Origin of the sequence: Pseudoalteromonas shioyasakiensis (assembly GCA_013391845.1) — a bacterium.
Taxonomy (GTDB): domain Bacteria; phylum Pseudomonadota; class Gammaproteobacteria; order Enterobacterales; family Alteromonadaceae; genus Pseudoalteromonas; species Pseudoalteromonas apostichopi.
Genome location: CP058414.1, coordinates 2053355 through 2072941, shown reverse-complemented (window position 1 = coordinate 2072941; position 19587 = coordinate 2053355). Strand labels below are relative to the sequence as shown.

Genomic DNA, 19587 nt, shown 5'->3' with positions numbered 1-19587 from the left:
ATTGAGTAAACCAGTAAAATTACTGTAAATAAGGCGACCAAGCTGGCGCCTTAACTTGTCCATCTAGCACAGGTAAGCGAGCTTTAAAGCGACCGTCCATAGACACTAACGCCAACACCTGTTTATTATTATGAAGCGTGCTGTAGATAATCATCGAACCGTTTGGAGCGATACTCGGCGATTCATCTAGGCGAGTTCTTGTTAATACTTGAAACGCACCTGTAGCTAGCTCTTTTTTAGCAAGATGGTATTGACCGTTAGTACGATTCACCATCACTAATTCTTTTCCGTCTGGTGAAATCGAACCTGCTAAATTCATATCACCATCAAACGTCATACGTTTTGCTCTACCAGTTTGCAAATTTAACTTATAAATCTGGGCATTACCACCCCTTTCAGACGTAAACACGATATCTTGCCCATTTGGGTACCAAGAAGGCTCTGTATCGATACTACGATGATTTGTTAAACGCTTTTCTTTGCGAGTTGCAAGGTCTAAAACATAGACTTCTGTTGCACCGTTACGGTCTTTTGAAAGTACTAATAATAGTTTTTTTCCATCAGGTGAAAACTGTGGTGCACCATTAATACCTGGATGGCTTGTGATTAACTCACGTTTGCCCGTATACAAATCTTGAATGTAAATTTGGCTTTGACGATTTTCAAAGGTTACATACGCAAGCTTAGTACCATCTGGTGACCAAGCTGGGGACATAAGTGGCTCTTTAGAACGAAGCAATACTTGCTCATTGTAGCCATCATAGTCAGCAACAACGAGTTGATAAGGCTTCGGTTCATTATCACGTACAATAACGTAAGCAATTTTTGTTAAAAATGCACCTTTTTCACCCGTAAGCGCTTCGTAAACTACATCGCTAATACGGTGCGCATAACGGCGAAACCCTGTTTCAGATATAACACTCTCACGAGCATCTAATACATGGTCCTGGCTCTTCACTAATTGACCATTACTCATCATTTGCGTTTCGCCGCCTGTAATTTGACCACGGATCACATCGATAAGCTCATACTTTACTAAGTAACGTCCACCCGGTTGTTGCTCAACTTGACCAACAAGTACCGCTTCAACACCTTGATTGACCCATGCACCATAATCTACATCAGCATCTTTGCCGGGTAATTGAGGCATACTTGTCACATCAATAGGTTTAAATTTACCACTACGCATCAAATCAGCTGCAATAACGGTGCTCAATTTTTCAGGGATGGGACCAACGCCCTGGTATTTAAATGGAACAACCGCTATTGGGCGTGCTCCATCAATACCTTCAGTGATAACAATTTCTAGTGCAGCACTGGCAATGCCATGAAAGCCCAGTAATACAATAAAACATGCTGTTTTTATCTGGTTGAACATATCATTCCTTTAGAATTCTGGCTTAATTGTTAAGTTAATATTTTTCAGTTGCTCGAAAACATCTTTATCAGGCGAAACTGGTAGTGTATCGGCCATACGGACAGCACGAAGAGCAGCTTCACACACTAATTTATCACCACCAAGTGATTTTACTTGAGTTACTAACCCGTTAAAACCAAGGCGAATATTAACGCGACATTGCTTATTCTTCATTTTTTCATCAATAAGTAAAGTTTGTTGAATACGCGCCATAATTAACGCTTTATATTTATCAACTTCACTCAAGACTTGTTGCTGACGTATTTTATTTCGTGCAGCCTGCTCAGCAGCTAACTGCTCTTGCAGCATTTGTTCTTGCAATGCCTGCTGACGTTTACGCTCTGCTTCAGCTTCTTTACGTTTACGCTCAGCTTCAGCTTCAGCAGCTTTACGCTTGCGCTCTGCTTCCGCTTTCTTTAACGCCTCTTCTTCAGCTTTACGTTTTTCAGCTGCGGCTTTTGCTGCGGCTTCAGCTTCTTGCTTTTGCTTTTCAGCTTGCTTAGCTTTGGCACGTTCTTTCTCTTGTATTTCACGTGCTTTCTTCGCTTGTGCTTCAGCTTCTGCTTTTTCTTTCTCTTTCGCTCGGCGTTGTTGCTCTAACTTTTTAAGACGACGGTCTTCAGCTTCGCGTTGCTTACGTGCGTCATTTGCACGACGTTCAAGATCTCGAATTCGCTTTGCTTCGGCTTGTTTTTTTGCTTCTTCTTGCTTTTTAAGTTCAGCAATTTTCTGCTCAACCTTTTGTTGATCAACCGTTACTGCAGAAACCGCTTTTTCTGGTTCAGGCATAGCCGGATTCAATGTCACTTCCATTACCTTAGGAGCTGGCATATGAAAGTTCGCTGATACGACTAAGAAAACAATAATACCAAGGTGCAATAGAAGCGACTTTATTACTGATTCACGCATACTAACCCTCAAATGACTCAGTCATAAGACCCACAGAAGGCACACCGGCATTTTTCAAAAAGTCCATTAACAGCAACACTTCTTGATAAGAAACACGACCAGAACCTTTTATCATAACCGGAGTATCGGGGTTTTTCTGAAGTTGTAATTTTATAACAGCAGCTACATCAATTGCTTCCATAGGAGCTTCTGGATCAGTGCCGATACTTACATAGTACTTACCTTCAGCATCAATTGATGCAATGATAGGTGGTGTATCTTTGGTATCTACAAGATCCGATTCTTCCATTTTCGGCAAGTCCACTTTTACACCATGAGTAATCAGTGGTGCAGTTGCCATAAATATAATAAGTAGTACCAACATTACATCAATGTAAGGAACTACATTTATCTCACCTACTGGGCGACGTTTCTTACGCTGATACATTCGCTTTAGCCTCTATTTGCGCAGCTGCTTGGCGGTGTAAAATATTGGCGAACTCTTCCATGAAGTTAATGTAATTACCTTCAAGCTTTTCTACTTTATTTGCAAAACGGTTGTACGCAATAACTGCAGGGATTGCTGCGAATAAACCCATCGCTGTTGCGATAAGTGCTTCGGCGATACCCGGCGCAACCATTTGTAAAGTTGCTTGCTTAACTTCACCTAATGCAATGAATGCGTTCATGATACCCCACACCGTACCAAAAAGGCCGATATAAGGACTAATTGAACCCACTGTCGCTAAAAACGATAAACTTGATTCTAGTTTTTCAACTTCGCGTGACAACGCAACACGCATTGAACGATGTGTGCCTTCCATTACTATGCTTGCACTTTGCGGTGAATTTTTCTTATGTCGTGCAAACTCCTTAAAACCAGCAACGAATAATGCTTCAACACCTGATGCGCCACCAGGACGAGCTGAAACTTCATTATATAATTTACTTAAGTCTATTCCTGACCAAAACTTTTGCTCAAAGCGCTTAGCGCCATTAAGTGCATCAGAAATCGCTTTTTTACGTTGAAAAATAATTGCCCATGACATTACCGACATGCCGACTAATGCCAACATTACTAGCTGGACAAGTACACTGGCTTCTAGAATAAGATCTAAAAAGTTAAGCCCTGATCCCACGTTAAACTCCTAAAAATAGATTTCTATGTAATTTGTTATATTTTTTACACTTGTATTTATTGACCACAAACATGGCCAAAAGTTACAACTAGTGTATCTAGTCAATTATGAACTGACAACGCTCTTGCTGTGAATTAGCGGCAAATAACGGTAAAAAGCAATTTGCTTAGTTATTTTTTAGCCAGATTGAATTTTACAAATACTTTTATGCATATTTTTACCTTAATAATAAGTCACTAGAGTGACGCTTAAAAGCAACCAAAACAATCAAAAACATGACGTTTATTCATAAATTACGCATAAACACCCAAAAGTACTTTTGCAAATCTACTACAGAATACTTAAACTAATCCTGAATACAGAATATGAATTTTATAAAAACCACTCTATTCATGCAGTTAAAGAGAAAATAACCACAAAGCGAACAAAAAGAAAACAATAGAATTTTTTGCTCACATTAGTTTTTTTAATCTGAAAATTAAATTTTTCTAGTTTGAAGAAAAATCCATCATTGCGTATTATTTACCTATACCGAGCTAGCAACCTCATGAAAGTTTCTTTCATTAAGCTCCGTTTTTAGCAATATGAAGTTTCGTATTGCTCTAGGTTTACTGAAATCAGGATAAAACCTTCTTTTAGTAGACCGTAGTTCCCTGAATTACTTCCTTCAACTTGTTGTTTGCCCGCATCCTTATGCGGGCTTTTTTTTGCCTGCGCAAACGTCAACGAGAATACCTATCAAAAACTTAACAGCATGTGAATTACAGGTGTTAGATGACTCTTGCCGGTATGCGGTATGCGGTATGCGGTATGCGGTATGCGGTATGCGGTATGCGGTATGCGGTATGCGGTAAAATCTATATTGCCATTTAAAAAGTCAACTTATCTCTATTAAAAAGCAGCCCTCTCGAGCTGCTTAATACTTATAACTTAAAGCTTTTGTAACTAACCTGAGTTTTGTTATTTATCTGGGGTTAGTCCAAAGTGCAAGTAAGCGATGTCTGATACAAGTCGTCCGCGCGGGGTACGTTGTATAAAGCCTTGTTGAATTAAAAACGGTTCTATTACATCTTCTATCGTTTCTTTTTCTTCGCCTATTGCAGCTGCAAGGTTATCAAGGCCAACTGGGCCGCCCATAAATTTTTCGATAATAGCTAATAGGTATTTTCTATCCATGTAGTCAAAACCGCTTTTATCGACATCAATCATATCGAGGGCTTGCTCTGCAACCGATGCGTTAACTTTACCGTCAGATTTAACTTGCGTGTAATCACGAACACGGCGTAACAAACGGTTCGCTATTCGCGGTGTGCCACGTGAGCGCTTGGCTATTTCTGTGGCTCCTTCATTGCACATAGTTAAATCTAAAAATCTTGCTGAACGAGCAACTATTTTTGATAAATCTTCAACCGAATAAAATTCTAAACGCTGCACTATGCCAAAACGGTCTCTCAGTGGTGAGGTGAGTGAACCTGCACGGGTTGTCGCACCTATTAAAGTAAATGGCGGTAAATCAAGTTTAATTGAACGTGCGGCTGGGCCCTCACCGATCATAATATCCAGCTGATAGTCTTCCATTGCTGGATACAAAATCTCTTCCACCTGCGGGCTCAAGCGGTGAATTTCGTCAATAAACAGTACGTCACCTTCTTCAAGGTTAGTTAAAAGAGCAGCTAAATCGCCAGCTTTTTCGAGTACTGGCCCTGACGTTGTTTTAATATTAACGTTAAGCTCGTTGGCAACAATGTTTGCAAGTGTGGTTTTACCAAGACCCGGTGGACCAAATATTAATAGGTGATCCAGGGCTTCGCCACGATGGCGAGCCGCCTCGATAAATATTTCCATTTGTTGCTTAACATGCGGCTGGCCAGTGTAATCTGTTAACAGTTTTGGCCGTATGGCACGATCAACACTGTCTTCGTTACTTTGTTCACTCGCATCTATTAAGCGATCTGCTTCTATCATGGTTTACTCACAACATTGATTTTAGAGCTTCTTTAATTAGAACCTCTGTCGTCATATCTGGTTTGTTCACTGCTTTCACCGCTTTTTGTGCTTGCGGTAGCTTATAACCTAACGCAACAAGTGCAGACACTGCATCATCGGCAGCATTATTTGCCACTAGGGTATCATCACTTGCAGGCTCAATGACGGCATTATCGCTAAATGGTGTAAATAAGTCATTACCCCAATCTTTCAGTCTGTCTTTCATTTCGAGTACTAAGCGCTCAGCAGTTTTTTTACCAACCCCCGGAAGTTTAACCAGTGTGGTTGCATCTTCATTGTTTACACAACTTACAAATTGCTGTGCTGACATACCCGATAAAATCGCAAGACCTAACTTTGGCCCTACGCCATTAGCCTTTAATAGCTCTCTAAATAAAGCGCGCTCTGTTTTATTGTTAAAACCAAATAATAGCTGGGCATCTTCACGTACCACAAAATGGGTATAAATAATCGCTTGCTCACCTACTGCGGGTAAATCATAAAAGCAGGTCATAGGCATTTGCACTTCGTAGCCTACACCACTTACTTCAATGAGAATTTCTGGCGGCTGTTTTTCAACAAGTAAGCCATTTAATCGACCAATCATATTACTTCCTTAATCGTCCTCTTACGGTTTTGCTCGCACTGCCCGCAAGTTTAATTAAATTTTGTTCTGAGTGTGCATGACATATAGCAATTGCTAGAGCGTCAGCGGCATCGGCTTGAGGTGTGCCAGGCAGCTTTAAAATATTCTTTACCATATGCTGTACTTGAGACTTATCGGCTCCGCCATTACCCACAACAGCTTGCTTGATTTGCCTTGCTGAATATTCATAAACTGGCAGCTCAGCCATTGAAGCGCCAACAATGGCAGCGCCACGAGCTTGACCAAGTTTAAGTGCCGAATCAGGGTTATGTGCCATAAACACTTTTTCGATAGCAAAGCTGTCTGGGGAGAATTGCTCTACCAATTGACTGATCCCTTGGTAAATCATTTTTAAACGAACAGGAAAATCGTGATCTGCCAATTTTATGCAACCACTTCCTAAATAAGTGAACTTAGCACCTTGGTGAGCAATCACGCCGTACCCTGTTAACCGTGAACCAGGATCAATCCCTAAAATAATCGCCAACTAACTGACCCATCTATTATCATTATTATCTGTGTTAATAATGCCAGAGCACTGTATAAATTACCAGTAACCAATTGCGATTCATAAAAAATGCCCGCAATTGCGAGCATTTTATAAACACGTTTTTAGTTAGAATCTTATGCCAGTGAGCGTAATAAGCCTTGGGTATTTTTTCGCATTGTGCGCGCTATCATCAAATAACCCAAACATGCCACAAATAAGCCTCCTACTGCTGGGCCAATGACCCAAATATGAGGATGGAATTTACCAGCTAAATCGAACATTTGTTTTTGTACTATCAACAGAGCGATGTCACTGACAATGGCAGCCACTAAGCCTGCCGTAACCCCTAATAGTAAAAACTCATATAAGGTGGCATTTTTAATTAAACGCCCTTTAGCACCTAAAGTTCTTAAGATGACAATCTCTTGCATTCGCTCCCCCAAACTTGCTTGTACTTGCGAAATAAGTACTAAAGCGCCACAGGCAACCACAATCGCTAGTACAAAACCAATCGCTAACGATACTTGCTCTATGGTTGAGCGAATTTGTTTAATAAAGCTCTCAACATCTATCACGTTAACCGTTGGGTATTGACGCATTAGCTCATTAAACTCACGTTTTTTCTCTGCTTTAACATTTACTGATGAAATATAAGTAGCAGGAAAACTGGCTAGCACATCAGGACTTAAAATAATAAAGAAGTTAGGTTTGAGTGTCGTCCAGTTAACTTTTCGAACACTGGTAATTTTTGCATCGAAAGACTGTGCACCTATTAAGAAAGTAAGCGTATCACCTATTTTTACATCTAAGCGTTTAAGCATAGACTCTTCAACCGATGCCTCAGCCACTGAGTTTTCACTAAACCATGTACCGTCGATAAGCTCGTTTTGATTTGGCAAGTCCTTGCGCCAAGTTAGATTTAGCTCACGGCCAATGCCAGAGCGAGCTTCTTCGTCTTTCTTTTCGTTATCTTCTTGCGATACTTCGCGGGCAACCAGCTCACCATTAACGGCGTTTACACGGCCACGAACAACCGGGTAAAAATCAGACGTTGGCATATCATTTTGCGCTAAGAAACTAGTAATAGGTTCTAGTTCTTGCTCAGTAATGTTCACTAAAAATGAATTAGGTGCATTTTCTGGAAGCTGTGACTGCCAATCCGAGATCATGTCGTTCTTCAATACAATTAAAAACAATAACAATTTTATAGCCAATGCAAAGCTAATTAATTGTACGGCATTAACGTTGGCACGCTTTTGAATTGATGCTATCGCCAATGACCAACTATTACCTGGGCTTAAACCGAGTTTGCGACCACCGCCAAAAATAACCTTTGATAAAGCAAATAACACCGCAATTAAAAATGCAGTTGAAAGAAACAAAATGGCACTTATTTTGATGTTATTACTAAATAACCACATGAGTAAAAACACAGTAAGCGCCGACATAGCCAAGTGCACTTTACTAACCAATAAACGGTCGCCTAAATTACGGCGAAGCACGCGCAGCGGAGGAATATCAAATAAATCGAGAAGTGGTTTAATAGAAAACATTACCGCACAAATCACGCCGGTACTAATAGCAATAATCCACGGTTTAGCAGATGCACTTGGTAGTGCTGTGCCCATGGTTTGTGCTAAATAATCTGTTGCAACTGCTTGTAAGCCATAACCAATCAGTAAACCAACTATGACCGACATTGAACAAACAAGGCTCAAGTGAAGTAAATAGATTTTACGTATCATAGCGCGGCTTCCGCCCAGCGTTTTCATCATGGCAACCGGGTCATATTGACGCTCACAATACCGTTTTGCCGATACCGCAATAGCAACAGCGGCTAAAATAATGCCAAGTAAACCTGCTAGCAATAGATAACTCTCGGCACGATTTAAACTATTAGAAATAGGAGACTGGCGGTCTTTAACACCATACCAACGCTGGTTTTCTTTCATTTGTGGTTTTAACCACGCATAGAAGGTATCTAAATTGTCTTTGCTGCCAGCATAAAGCTGACGATAAAACACTCGACTACCCGGCTGAATTACCTCTGTAACAGCTATGTCTGCTTCATTAATTAAGATTCGCTGGCTGCTTGAAAACACATTAAACGGTGCATCAGGCTCTTCGGCTACAACATGACTAGCAGTAAACGTAGCAGCGCCAAGCTCTACTTTATCGCCCACTTTAATGTTTAACGCATAAAACACTGATTCACTTAACCACACTTCACCACGACTTGGGATATCAGCAGTTACTTGTGGTTGATCAGTCAGGCTAGTTTTTACTTTTAACTCGCCTTTTAACGGATAGGTGTTTGATACCGCTTTCACCGAGCCAAGCTGCATTTCGTCACCAGCAAATAACATGGTATCGAAATAGGTTATTTTAGCGGTACGTAAGTTTTCTTGGTTGGCTTTTTCTAAAAACTCGGCAGGTAAAGCATGGTTACTTGCTAAAACGCGATCAGCAGCAATAAAGGCACTGCTTTTTTCTTCAATACTTTGACCAATTCGGTCGGTAACCATAGACAGTGTTAAAACAGTGAGAACAGCTAAGGCAATTGCTGCACTTATCACTGTTAACTCACCGCGTTTAAACTCACGTGAAAACAGTTTTAGTGCTAATTTAGCCCACATTCGCTTGCACTCCTTCGCTTTCTTTTACAGTTACTAACTGCCCTGCTTCAATGTGTAAAATTTGCTGACACTTTTGTGCAAGCTGCTCATCATGCGTTACTAAAATAAGTGTCGTGCCGTGCTCTTTATTTAATTCAAATAATAATGACTCAATCAATTTACCGTTTTTGCTATCAAGGTTCGCTGATGGTTCATCGGCAAATAAGATTTTCGGTGTGCCAATAAATGCACGCGCAATAGCTACACGCTGCTGCTCACCGCCAGATAATTGCGATGGGTAATGGCCAACACGGTGACTTAAACCTACTTTTTCAAGTAGCTCAAGCGCTTGCTGTTTCGCGTCTTTACTACCGGCAAGTTCAGCCGGTAGCATCACGTTTTCAAGTGCTGTTAAGCTTTGTACAAGCATGAAAGACTGAAACACAAACCCCACTTTTTCGGCGCGAAGTGCCGCGCGTGCTTCTTCGCCTAATTCGTGCAAAGCAGCACCATCTAAATAAATACTGCCGCTAGTTGATTGGTCAAGTCCGGCTAACAAACTTAATAAAGTAGACTTACCCGAACCAGAGGTGCCCACTACTGCAACTGAGTCACCCGACTTGACATTAAAGCTGATGTCACTGAGGATGGTCAGGTTGCCCTCAACCGTGGTGACCGTTTTAGAAAGTCCTTTAACTTGAATGATGTTTAATTGAGAAAGCGCTGACATATGATGCATCCAATCCTACGTTTTATATTCGTTTTACTGTTAGTAATCAAACCACTTACGGCAGCAGCTGACAACACAATTTTAATTTTAGGTGACAGTTTAAGCGCCGCATACGGCCTTAAACAAGAACAAGGCTGGGTTAAATTGTTACAAGATAAGTACGATGAAAAAGACCAATCTGTATATTTAGTAAACGCTAGTATTAGTGGTGAAACTACCGGCGGCGCCTTAAGACGACTCGACGCGTTACTAAGTGAATTTGAACCCACTCATGTGCTTATTGAGCTTGGCGGAAACGATGGTTTACGTGGTTTCCCTATTAAACGCCTGCAAACTAACCTACGTGATTTAATAGCGAAAAGCCAACAAATTGGGGCGAAAACCGCCATAATGGAAGTACAAATTCCACCAAACTATGGCCCGCGTTATACCAAACTTTTCACCGATAGCTTTAAAACTATTGCTGATGAAACAGATTCTGAGCTCATGCCTTTTTTCATGCTTAATATTGCAGGCCGTCCTGAGCTTATGCAAAACGATAACCTCCACCCTAACGCCGATGCTCAACCATTAATACGCGACTTTATGTACAAAACGATCAACGATTGGCTAGATTAACCACTAGCCCATTGATTTAATACCGATTGCCTGAACAATAAACAGGCAATCGAACTGCGCTGATATTGATTTTTATAAAAAAAGCCGTACTATGGCTTTCAACGTCGGCATATAGCGCAGCTTGGTAGCGCACTGTCATGGGGTGTCAGGGGTCGCAGGTTCAAATCCTGCTATGCCGACCATTTTTCTACACTCTATTCAATAAGTTACTTAACTTACCTATTTACTTTATCGCACCATACTTAACTAAATTTATTTTCTCATTTTTAGGTTTGATTAGGTGTTGATTGTGGGGGATATATAGGAAGACAGCTAATGGCACCTTTGTTACCTTCCTCACGATAGAATTTATAAAAAGCTTTTCAGAAAAAAAATTTGTAATAGACGGGCAATGAACTGTAGCACCTTATATCTGAGCTTATGCTTTTAAAAATTAGGATAGAACTGCTCCTAACTGATAGGTTTGAACGAGAAGCAGACAGCCACTCTAACACGCCTTTGGACAAAATGAGTTACGCCTCAGGTTCCGCTCATGAAATTTCGCGACTTTCAAGTTTGATTAAGTTCTATTAATTGGACTTCCCTGTGTATTGCGCACATTTAAATTTGTAAAACTCTGGAAACCCACACTGCCTTTTACTTTAAAAGGTTTTTCAAACCCTCAAAAATAACTAATCAATTTGGGCTTTCTGAGGGCTAGAAAAGTTTTTCTGAACTTTCTTCTTTCCATACATCAATTTATATAAATGCTGTGAATAAAAATTATAATTTTTATATATATCAGTTGAATAAAAATAAATTCGTACTAACCTTAAAAGGTACATACATGATAATGGAATATTTATGAGTGGACTTCATACCACCGTCAAGGTTGTAGGTTCAAAATGTAATTACGATTGTGAATATTGTTTTTACTTAGAGAAAGATACCCTTCTGAAATCTAATAAGTCGATGCAACAGGATACTCTCGAAGCATACGTACGTAATTACATCAATAGTCAAAACACACCCGAGGTTGAATTTGCTTGGCACGGCGGTGAACCCACATTAGTTGGGCTTAATTTTTTTGAAAAAGCTGTCGAATTTCAAAGAAAATATGCAGGCCAAAAAGTTATTAAAAACACCATCCAAACTAATGGCTCCAAATTGAATAACGATTGGTGTCGTTTTTTTAGAGAAAATAACTTTCTTGTAGGAATTAGCTTAGATGGCCCCGAATGGCTACAAGCAAAATACCGTACTAAACAAGGTAAGAGCGCATTCAACGAGATCCTCAGTGCGATTAAGCTTTTACAGAAAATGAATGTGCAATACAACGTATTAGCTTGTGTTACTAAAGAGTATTGCCAACATGGTGAAGAAATTTATACCTTTTTTCGTAAGCATAAGATTAAACATATTCAGTTTTCCCCAGTTGTAGAATCACTCCCCTCAAAAGATGAACAATCTCGAGGTCAGCACTTTGCCAGTAATCTCATTTTTTTTACTGCTAAATCCTACCAACAAAATAAATATAACCCACTTTCTTGGGCTGTAGATGCAAAGGAATACGGAAAGTTTCTTGTCGATATATTTAACCTTTGGATCAAAGAAGATGTAGGTAAGGTTTTTATTTTAAACTTTGAGCAGGCGTTAACTCAATATATTGGTAACCCCTCACCTAACTGTATTCACGCAAAAAATTGCGGCTCATCTTATGCCGTAGAGGCTAATGGCGACGTTTATTTTTGTGATCATGTTGCTTATCCCGAGTCAAAAATAGGTAATGTGATGACGAGTTCTTTTCAAGATATTGCTTCAAATAATAAAGATATTTTCAATAAAGAATCTCGTTTATCTGAACGATGTAAAAAATGTAATGTTCGTCAGTTATGTAATGGGGGTTGCCCTAAACATCGTTACCTTGCAGATACTGGCGAGTATGAGAATGTTCTGTGCGACGGGTATTTTCATTTTTTCAACTCAATCCAAAAGTATTTACATGCTATGACTCAATTACTGGCTAACGGTTACCCTGCTAGTTATGTCATGCAAGCATTAAATGGTCCGTTAATTCTGAAATCTTCTAACAATTAAAAGGGATAAAACTAAATGGATATTATTAAAAAATCAGTGGTTTTAACTAGCGCACTCACTCCATATATAGCCAGTGCTGACACACCTGATAGAACTCAGCTTCCAATTCCGGATGTAAGACCTCAAACTTACTCTCAATTAGATGTTAGAGATGTACAGCGACCAGATCCAACATCCCGTGTGAAAGCACCAGATGGAGCCCCCAATGTACTTGTAATATTACTCGATGATGTTGGTTTTAGTCAGTCATCATTGTTTGGTGGTGCTGTTGACATGCCAACGCTAAGTGCGCTGGCTAAACAAGGCTTAATGTATAACCAATTCCATACTACTGGCGTTAGCTCCGCTACGCGCACAGCAATATTAACAGGACGTAATCATCACCAAAATAACATGGGCTCTATTGCCGAGACAGCAACAGCTTTTCCTGGAAATACCGGTGTAAGACCTAATTACATCGCAGCATTACCTAAAATTTTGAAATACAACGGTTATAGCACGGCTATGTTTGGTAAAAACCATGAGATCCCAGCATGGGAAACAGGTCCAGCTGGGGTTCAAACCTTATGGCCGAAAGAAGTCGGGTTTGATAAGTTTTATGGCTTTTTTGGTGGGGAAACGGACCAGTATCAACCAGTATTAATTGATGGTATTACTCGCATAAAAACGCCACGTAAGAAAGATTATCATTTTACTGAGGATATGACAGACAAAACCATTGAATGGCTAAATTTAGAACAAAGTTATAATGCCGATAAACCCTTCTTTATTTACTATGCGCCTGGCGCCGTACATGCGCCGCATCATGCTCCCAAAGAATGGATTGATAAGTACAAAGGTAAGTTCTCAATGGGCTGGGATAAATTGAGACAAGAAACATTTGAGCGACAAAAAGCAAATAACATTATTCCGAAAAATACGGTACTGCCGCCCATGCCAGATTTTGTTCCTAGATGGGATTCGCTCACTGCTGACGAAAAGCGTGTATTTGAACGACAAATGGAAGTATATGCTGGCTATTTAGCACATACGGATCATGAAATAGGTCGAGTTGTTGAAACACTTAAGAAAAATGGCGAGTTCGACAACACCCTAATTTTCTACATCGTAGGGGACAATGGAGCAAGTGCAGAGGGGAATAGAAATGGTAGCTTCAACTCGCTAGCTTTCTATAATGGCATTGACGAACCGTCTTCATATGCTCTGGAAAATATCGAAAAACTCGGTGGGCCAGAAAGTTTTCCACATTACGCTTCAGGTTGGGCTGTCGCTGGTGATTCGCCTTTTGTATGGACTAAGGGCATGGCATCAGATTATGGCGGTACACGAAACGCCATGGTAGTAAGTTGGCCTCATGGCATTAAAAAGAATGGTCAAAACATCCGTAGCCAGTGGTCACATGTCGTTGATATCGCTCCGACAGTATTAGAAACAGCTAAACTTCCTTTTCCTAAGAAAGTCGAAGGTATTAAGCAAATCCCTATGGCTGGGGTGAGTTTTGCGCAATCATTTAACAACCCCGATGCAGAAACAGATCACAAAGTTCAATACTTTGAGCTTGCTGGTAATCGAGCTATTTACAAAGATGGCTGGTTAGCAAGGGTTACACATTGGGCATTAACCGAATCATCAGCGAACTTCACTACCTTGCAAAAAGATGAGTGGGAGTTGTTTGACACCACACAGGATTGGTCTCTTTCTAACAATTTAGCTGATAAGTACCCCAAGAAACTCAAAGAAATGAAAAAGCTTTTCGATAAAGAAGCACAAGAGAATCATGTTTACCCAATTGATGACCGCACGCTTGAGCGTATGAATGCAGAAATAGCTGGCCGACCCGATGCGATGTTTGGTAAACAGAGTTTGACTTTATATGAAGGGGCTAAAGGTATTCCTGAAAACTCTTTTTTAAATATCAAAAATAAATCTTTTGATTTAGTTGCAAAAGTCATTACTGATGATGTGAAAAACACCAATGGTGTTGTTATTGCACAAGGCGGTAACTTCGCTGGTTGGACTTTATTTGTTAAAAACGGAGTACCAACATTCGAGTATAATTGGTTGACGTATGAGTATACTAAAGTCTCTGGTTCGGAACTCAAAAAAGGTGAAAATGAGATCAAAGTTGAGTTTCGTTATGATGAAGATGGCAAAGGGGGTAAAGGGAACGCCGCAGGTTTAGGAAAAGGTGGTAATGTATATTTATACGTTAACGGCAAACTTGCAGCTAAAAAGCTGATCCCAAATACAATTGCCAGCTTATTCTCACTTGATGATGGTGTGGGTATTGGTGAAGATGAGGGTGGTGCCGTAAGTCTTGACTATGAAGCCCCTTTTACTTTTAACAAAAAAATAGAACAGGTAACGACTTCTATTGTTCAATAGATAAGATGCAATAGATAAAGGTTAACTCTAAGAGTCCCGCATTTCATTTGCGGGACTTTTAATTAACCTACTTTGATATATTATCTACTCTTCTGCCGCTTAAACTCTTCAAAAATACTGTTTACATTCACTTTTGCGCCTAGCTTTGCAGCGATTAAAAACAGGCCTGCGAGTTTTCTGTGAACAAATAAGGCATCTACAGGGGGCGCGTGCCAGTGCTCAGAGGTTGTACTCATTTTTATGCCGAGTTCTTTAATACGTTTTGGTAAGTCGCTATTTGCAAAATCATACTCACCTTGATGGCGCAGTGGCTCGCAGGCAAGTAGAAATATCTCGACAACATTATCTATATATTCTTGAGCTAGCCCTTGTTGAAAATAGCCAATATGCTGTGCAGCTGTTGCAACCCCTGCTCTGTCATTATTTATTGCAGCAGATAATAACTGTAAGTAGCCATCACTAATATGCTGAGGTAGCTCACGGGTAGCGCCAAAGTCTAAAAGCACTAAGCGTTGATTGTCGATTTGATATTGATAGTTGGCAAAATTTGGATCTGTTTGAACTAGTTTAAAGCTAAATAATTCACGTAAAAATAGGCTTAGTAACTGTTCAACCGCTTTATTACGTAGCGCTTGCTCTGTGGTTGCCAGTTCATCTAGCTCTTGTCCTTCAACAAAGCTCATGACTAACACTTGAGAAGAACTAAGCGAATCTACCACATTTGGAATAAGGTAATTGTCGTCACCCTTTAAACACTCGCTGTAGCGCTTTAAACAACTAGCTTCTAATTCGTAGTCAGCTTCGTTTATAAGCTGTTGTTTTGCTTCATCGATCAGAGGCTGTATTTCTACCTCTTTGGGTAATAAGCCACTGAGCTTAAGAAGGTAAGCTAAGTTATCAACATCACTGGCGATACCTTTTGCAATTCCTGGGTACTGAACTTTAACTGCTAGTTTTTCGCCCGATTCTCGGTAAGCAATATGCACTTGCCCTATCGATGCTGCAGCAAATGGTCTGAGTTCAAAGTGCGATAAGTGCTCTAGCCATGCATCGCCCTAATGCTCACGCATTACTTTAACTAGCTGCTTTTACGGCATAGCTGTCGCCTCTGCACGCAGCCTTGCTAAGATTGCAGATAGCTCAGGTGTAAGTAATTCGCCACTGTCCATAGACAGTAGCTGCCCCAATTTCATTGCTGCGCCACGCAGGTTTGCAAGTTGCTCTGCAAAGCGTTGAATATTTTTTGGCTGTAACAATAACTCTTGTCGTGATGTTTGCTTACCCATAGCCCATGCTTTTGTGCCTTCAAACAACATATTACCCGCGACTTTACCAGCTAAAGAACCAAGCCGAGCAGCGCGTGAAAACCGTGATGTTGGCACAGACTTTTGTTTATTACTCATATTGCTTCACACTATTAACTTAATGCTTTGAATACGTTGATTGTCGAGGTTTAGATCGACTTTAGCTTAATCGCTTTACTCTCTTTTGTTCTATTTAATTTAGCCAACAAAAAAGCCGCATGGTTTCCCGATGCGGCTTTAAAGCTCAGAATAATTAAAGTTATTTAATAACTTCTAAGCCACCCATATATGGGCGTAATACTTCTGGAACAACAATCGAGCCGTCAGCTTGTTGGTAGTTCTCTAAGATTGCTACAAGTGTACGACCAACCGCTAAACCTGAACCGTTTAGTGTGTGTAGTAACTCTGGCTTTTTCTCGCCTTGACGACGGAAACGCGCTTGCATACGACGCGCTTGGAAATCAACCATGTTTGAACATGATGAGATTTCACGATAGGTGTTTTGTGCAGGTAACCAAACTTCTAAATCGTAAGTTTTTGCTGCGCCAAAGCCCATATCACCCGTACATAAAATTACTTTACGATAAGGAAGCTCTAATGCTTGTAAGATTTGCTCAGCGTGACCTGTTAGTTCTTCTAGTGCTTGCATTGAATCTTCTGGTTTTACAAGTTGTACTAATTCAACTTTGTCGAATTGGTGTTGACGAATAAGACCACGTGTATCACGACCATAGCTACCAGCTTCACTACGGAAACATGGTGTGTGAGCAGTTAAGCGAATTGGTAAATCGCTTTCGTCGTAGATTTCGTCACGGGCACTGTTTGTAAGCGGTACTTCAGCAGTTGGAATTAAGCTAAAACCAGGTTGTTGCTGACCGTCGTCATCCACTAAACCTAATGTATGGAATAAGTCACCGGCAAACTTAGGTAATTGGCTTGTACCGTATAAGCTTGCGCTATTTACTAGGTAAGGCACATACATTTCTGTGTAGCCATTTTGCTCTGTGTGCGTATCAAGCATAAACTGAGTAAGAGCACGGTGCATACGGGCCACTTGGCCGCGCATAACAGTAAAACGTGCGCCACTGATTTTAACACCCATTTCAAAGTCTAGGCCGTTTACGTCTTGACCAACATCTACGTGATCTTTTACTTCAAAATCATATGACTTAGGCGTGCCCCACGTTAAAATTTCAACGTTTTGCTCTTCGTCTTCACCAACTGGCACAGACTCATCAGGTAAGTTTGGAATAGCTAGCGCGATTTGCTTAAGCTCTTCTAATACAGCGTCTTGCTCTGCTTTAACGCTGTCTAGTTGGTCACCAAGAGTACTTACTGAATCAAGCAACTGTTGTGCTTTCTCGTGCTCGCCTTTCGCTTTTGCTTGGCCAATAGCTTTGGAACTTGCATTACGCTCGCTTTGAAGTTCTTGCGTTTTTACTTGTAATGTTTTGCGTTTTTCTTCAAGTGCAGTTACCGCTGCAATATCAAGTTCGAAACCACGTGTTGCTAAACGTGCAGCCGCTTGTTCGATATCTTGACGTAAATATTTAGAATCTAACATGTTTGATTTTTAACCTTTTTGCATTACCAGCTGAAGGCCCAGCCAAGCCATAAATATACACACCACCACGTTTAAGGTGATATTGAGGGCCATTTTAAAAAAGTGACCTTGTTGCATTAGCAACAACGAATCCATTGAGAATGTTGAAAAGGTGGTCAATGCACCTAAAAAGCCAATACCAATTAAGGTTTTAGCGGGGCTAACAGCGATTATTTCTTTTTCAATCAAGCCGTATAATATGCCCATTAACAATGAACCAAGAATATTAACTGTCAACGTGCCAAAAGGGAATCCCCTACCGAGCAGTTTTAGCATGGTTTCGCTAAGAAAATAGCGCAAACACGCCCCAGAAGCACCACCCATTGCAATCATCATGTAAAGTTTCAAACTATTCATAACGTTTAATATCACTTTGCTCGTTGCGCTGGGTTAAATATTCCAGCTTTTGTTTTATTTTTTGTTCAAGCCCGCGATCTGTTGGGAAGTAATACTGACGATCATGAATTGCTTCTGGGAAATACTTCTCGCCAGCAGCAAATGCGCCTTCTTCATTGTGTGCATAACGATACTCTGCACCATAGCCTAAATCTTTCATTAGACTTGTTGGCGCATTACGTAAATGCTCTGGCACAGGATAACTCGGTTCATTTTTAGCATCTTGCATTGCTTGATTAAACGCCATATACACCGCGTTACTTTTCGGTGCGCTGGCTAAGTAAATGGTGGCCTGAGCTATAGCGCGCTCACCTTCACTTGGACCAACACGTTGAAAAATATCCCATGCATTTAGTGCTACTTCCATTGCACGTGGGTCGGCATTACCGATATCCTCTGTGGCAATCGCTAATAAACGCCTAGCCACATAAAGCGGGTCGCCGCCACCTGCTAAAATTCGGCAGTACCAATATAAGGCGCCATCAGGAGAACTACCACGCACCGATTTATGAAACGCTGAAATTAAGTCGTAGAACTCATCGCCGCCTTTGTCGTACTTGGCTAAGTGAGTTGGTAGAACTTGGCTTAAAACATGTTGATCAACAAGGTATTTGCCCTGCTGCTCAGTGGTTAAATCAACAGCTTGTTCTAGTAAGTTAAGCACTTTACGAGCATCGCCATCACTTGCTTGGCAAAGTGCTTGTTTGGCGTTATCGGCAATTTCAATGTGTTTTTGGCTTAGCTCAACGTCTTCGCGTAAAGCGCGCTCAATCACAGTAAATAAATCGGCTTGCTTAAGTGCTTTTAATACATAAACACGGGCACGAGAAAGTATTGCGTTATTAAGTGCAAATGATGGGTTTTCGGTGGTCGCGCCAACAAAAATAAAAGTACCATCTTCAATATGTGGTAAGAATGCATCTTGCTGAGATTTATTAAAGCGATGCACTTCGTCGACAAACAGTAAGGTGCGTTGTCCTCGCCCTGCAAGATTTGCTTTTGCTTCGCTTACCGCTTCACGAATGTCTTTGACACCTGCTGTGACCGCCGACATTTGAATAAGGCTTGCATCGGCATGGTTCGCAATAATTTGCGCTAACGTAGTTTTACCAACGCCTGGCGGCCCCCACAAAATGAGGCTGTGGCATCGACCTGCAAGAATGGCTTGGTAAAGAGGTTTATCGGGGCTTAAAAGGTGCTGCTGACCTATGTAGTCATTGAGTGTTTCGGGTCGCATGCGCGCCGCAAGTGGGCGCACATCAGGACCAAAGTTAAATCCGAGATTACTCAAGCC

Annotated in this window: 15 protein-coding genes, 1 tRNA gene and 1 pseudogene; 4 read left to right on the top strand and 13 right to left on the bottom strand. The window is 40.8% G+C overall.

Features of this window, described 5'->3' with window-relative positions:
• Nucleotides 1–19: 19 nt before the first annotated feature.
• The 9 genes from tolB to HYD28_09425 form a co-directional block, all read right to left on the bottom strand.
• Nucleotides 20–1378, bottom strand: a complete 1359-nt coding sequence (tolB, locus tag HYD28_09465) for a Tol-Pal system protein TolB (protein ID QLE09161.1) — start codon at nt 1376–1378, stop codon at nt 20–22.
• Nucleotides 1379–1387: 9 nt separating this feature from the next.
• Nucleotides 1388–2326 (bottom strand): cell envelope integrity protein TolA, encoded by a 939-nt coding sequence (gene tolA, locus HYD28_09460; GenBank protein ID QLE09160.1) that lies wholly within the window; start codon nt 2324–2326, stop codon nt 1388–1390.
• Nucleotide 2327: 1 nt separating this feature from the next.
• Nucleotides 2328–2753: a protein TolR gene (gene tolR, locus HYD28_09455; protein QLE09159.1), complete on the bottom strand. Its 426-nt coding sequence runs from the start codon at nt 2751–2753 to the stop codon at nt 2328–2330.
• The gene (tolQ, locus tag HYD28_09450) at nt 2740–3444 is read right to left on the bottom strand and encodes a protein TolQ (GenBank protein QLE09158.1); all 705 of its coding nucleotides are present in this window, start codon (nt 3442–3444) and stop codon (nt 2740–2742) included. Before tolQ ends, tolR begins: the two co-directional genes overlap by 14 nt.
• 960 nt (nt 3445–4404) lie before the next feature.
• On the bottom strand, nt 4405–5409 hold the full coding sequence (gene ruvB, locus HYD28_09445; protein QLE09157.1) for a Holliday junction branch migration DNA helicase RuvB: 1005 nt from the start codon (nt 5407–5409) through the stop codon (nt 4405–4407).
• Between the two features lie 7 nt (nt 5410–5416).
• On the bottom strand, nt 5417–6037 hold the full coding sequence (gene ruvA, locus HYD28_09440; protein QLE09156.1) for a Holliday junction branch migration protein RuvA: 621 nt from the start codon (nt 6035–6037) through the stop codon (nt 5417–5419).
• Nucleotide 6038: 1 nt separating this feature from the next.
• Complete coding sequence (ruvC, locus tag HYD28_09435; protein ID QLE09155.1) at nt 6039–6563, bottom strand: crossover junction endodeoxyribonuclease RuvC; 525 nt, start codon at nt 6561–6563, stop codon at nt 6039–6041.
• Nucleotides 6564–6700: 137 nt separating this feature from the next.
• Nucleotides 6701–9202 carry a cell division protein FtsX gene (locus HYD28_09430; protein QLE09154.1) on the bottom strand — a complete coding sequence of 834 codons (2502 nt, stop codon included), beginning with the start codon at nt 9200–9202 and terminating at the stop codon, nt 6701–6703.
• On the bottom strand, nt 9192–9911 hold the full coding sequence (locus HYD28_09425; protein QLE09153.1) for an ABC transporter ATP-binding protein: 720 nt from the start codon (nt 9909–9911) through the stop codon (nt 9192–9194). The genes HYD28_09430 and HYD28_09425 overlap by 11 nt, the downstream gene beginning before the upstream one ends.
• Here HYD28_09425 and HYD28_09420 point away from each other — a divergent pair, their 5' ends adjacent.
• From HYD28_09420 to HYD28_09405, 4 genes are all read left to right on the top strand, one after another.
• Nucleotides 9912–10529: an arylesterase gene (locus tag HYD28_09420; protein ID QLE09152.1), complete on the top strand. Its 618-nt coding sequence runs from the start codon at nt 9912–9914 to the stop codon at nt 10527–10529.
• A gap of 105 nt (nt 10530–10634) precedes the next feature.
• Nucleotides 10635–10711 (top strand) — tRNA-Pro (locus tag HYD28_09415).
• Nucleotides 10712–11372: 661 nt separating this feature from the next.
• Nucleotides 11373–12605 (top strand): anaerobic sulfatase maturase, encoded by a 1233-nt coding sequence (locus HYD28_09410; protein QLE09151.1) that lies wholly within the window; start codon nt 11373–11375, stop codon nt 12603–12605.
• Nucleotides 12606–12620: 15 nt separating this feature from the next.
• On the top strand, nt 12621–14990 hold the full coding sequence (locus tag HYD28_09405; GenBank protein QLE09150.1) for an arylsulfatase: 2370 nt from the start codon (nt 12621–12623) through the stop codon (nt 14988–14990).
• Nucleotides 14991–15070: 80 nt separating this feature from the next.
• Here HYD28_09405 and HYD28_09400 read toward each other — a convergent pair.
• From HYD28_09400 to HYD28_09385, 4 genes and pseudogenes are all read right to left on the bottom strand, one after another.
• Nucleotides 15071–16393 (bottom strand): annotated as a pseudogene (locus tag HYD28_09400) (AarF/ABC1/UbiB kinase family protein).
• 160 nt (nt 16394–16553) lie between these two features.
• Nucleotides 16554–17858: a serine--tRNA ligase gene (gene serS / locus HYD28_09395; GenBank protein ID QLE09149.1), complete on the bottom strand. Its 1305-nt coding sequence runs from the start codon at nt 17856–17858 to the stop codon at nt 16554–16556.
• A gap of 9 nt (nt 17859–17867) precedes the next feature.
• Nucleotides 17868–18254 carry a fluoride efflux transporter CrcB gene (crcB, locus tag HYD28_09390; GenBank protein QLE09148.1) on the bottom strand — a complete coding sequence of 129 codons (387 nt, stop codon included), beginning with the start codon at nt 18252–18254 and terminating at the stop codon, nt 17868–17870.
• Nucleotides 18247–19584: a replication-associated recombination protein A gene (locus HYD28_09385; protein QLE09147.1), complete on the bottom strand. Its 1338-nt coding sequence runs from the start codon at nt 19582–19584 to the stop codon at nt 18247–18249. The genes crcB and HYD28_09385 overlap by 8 nt, the downstream gene beginning before the upstream one ends.
• Nucleotides 19585–19587: the final 3 nt, after the last annotated feature.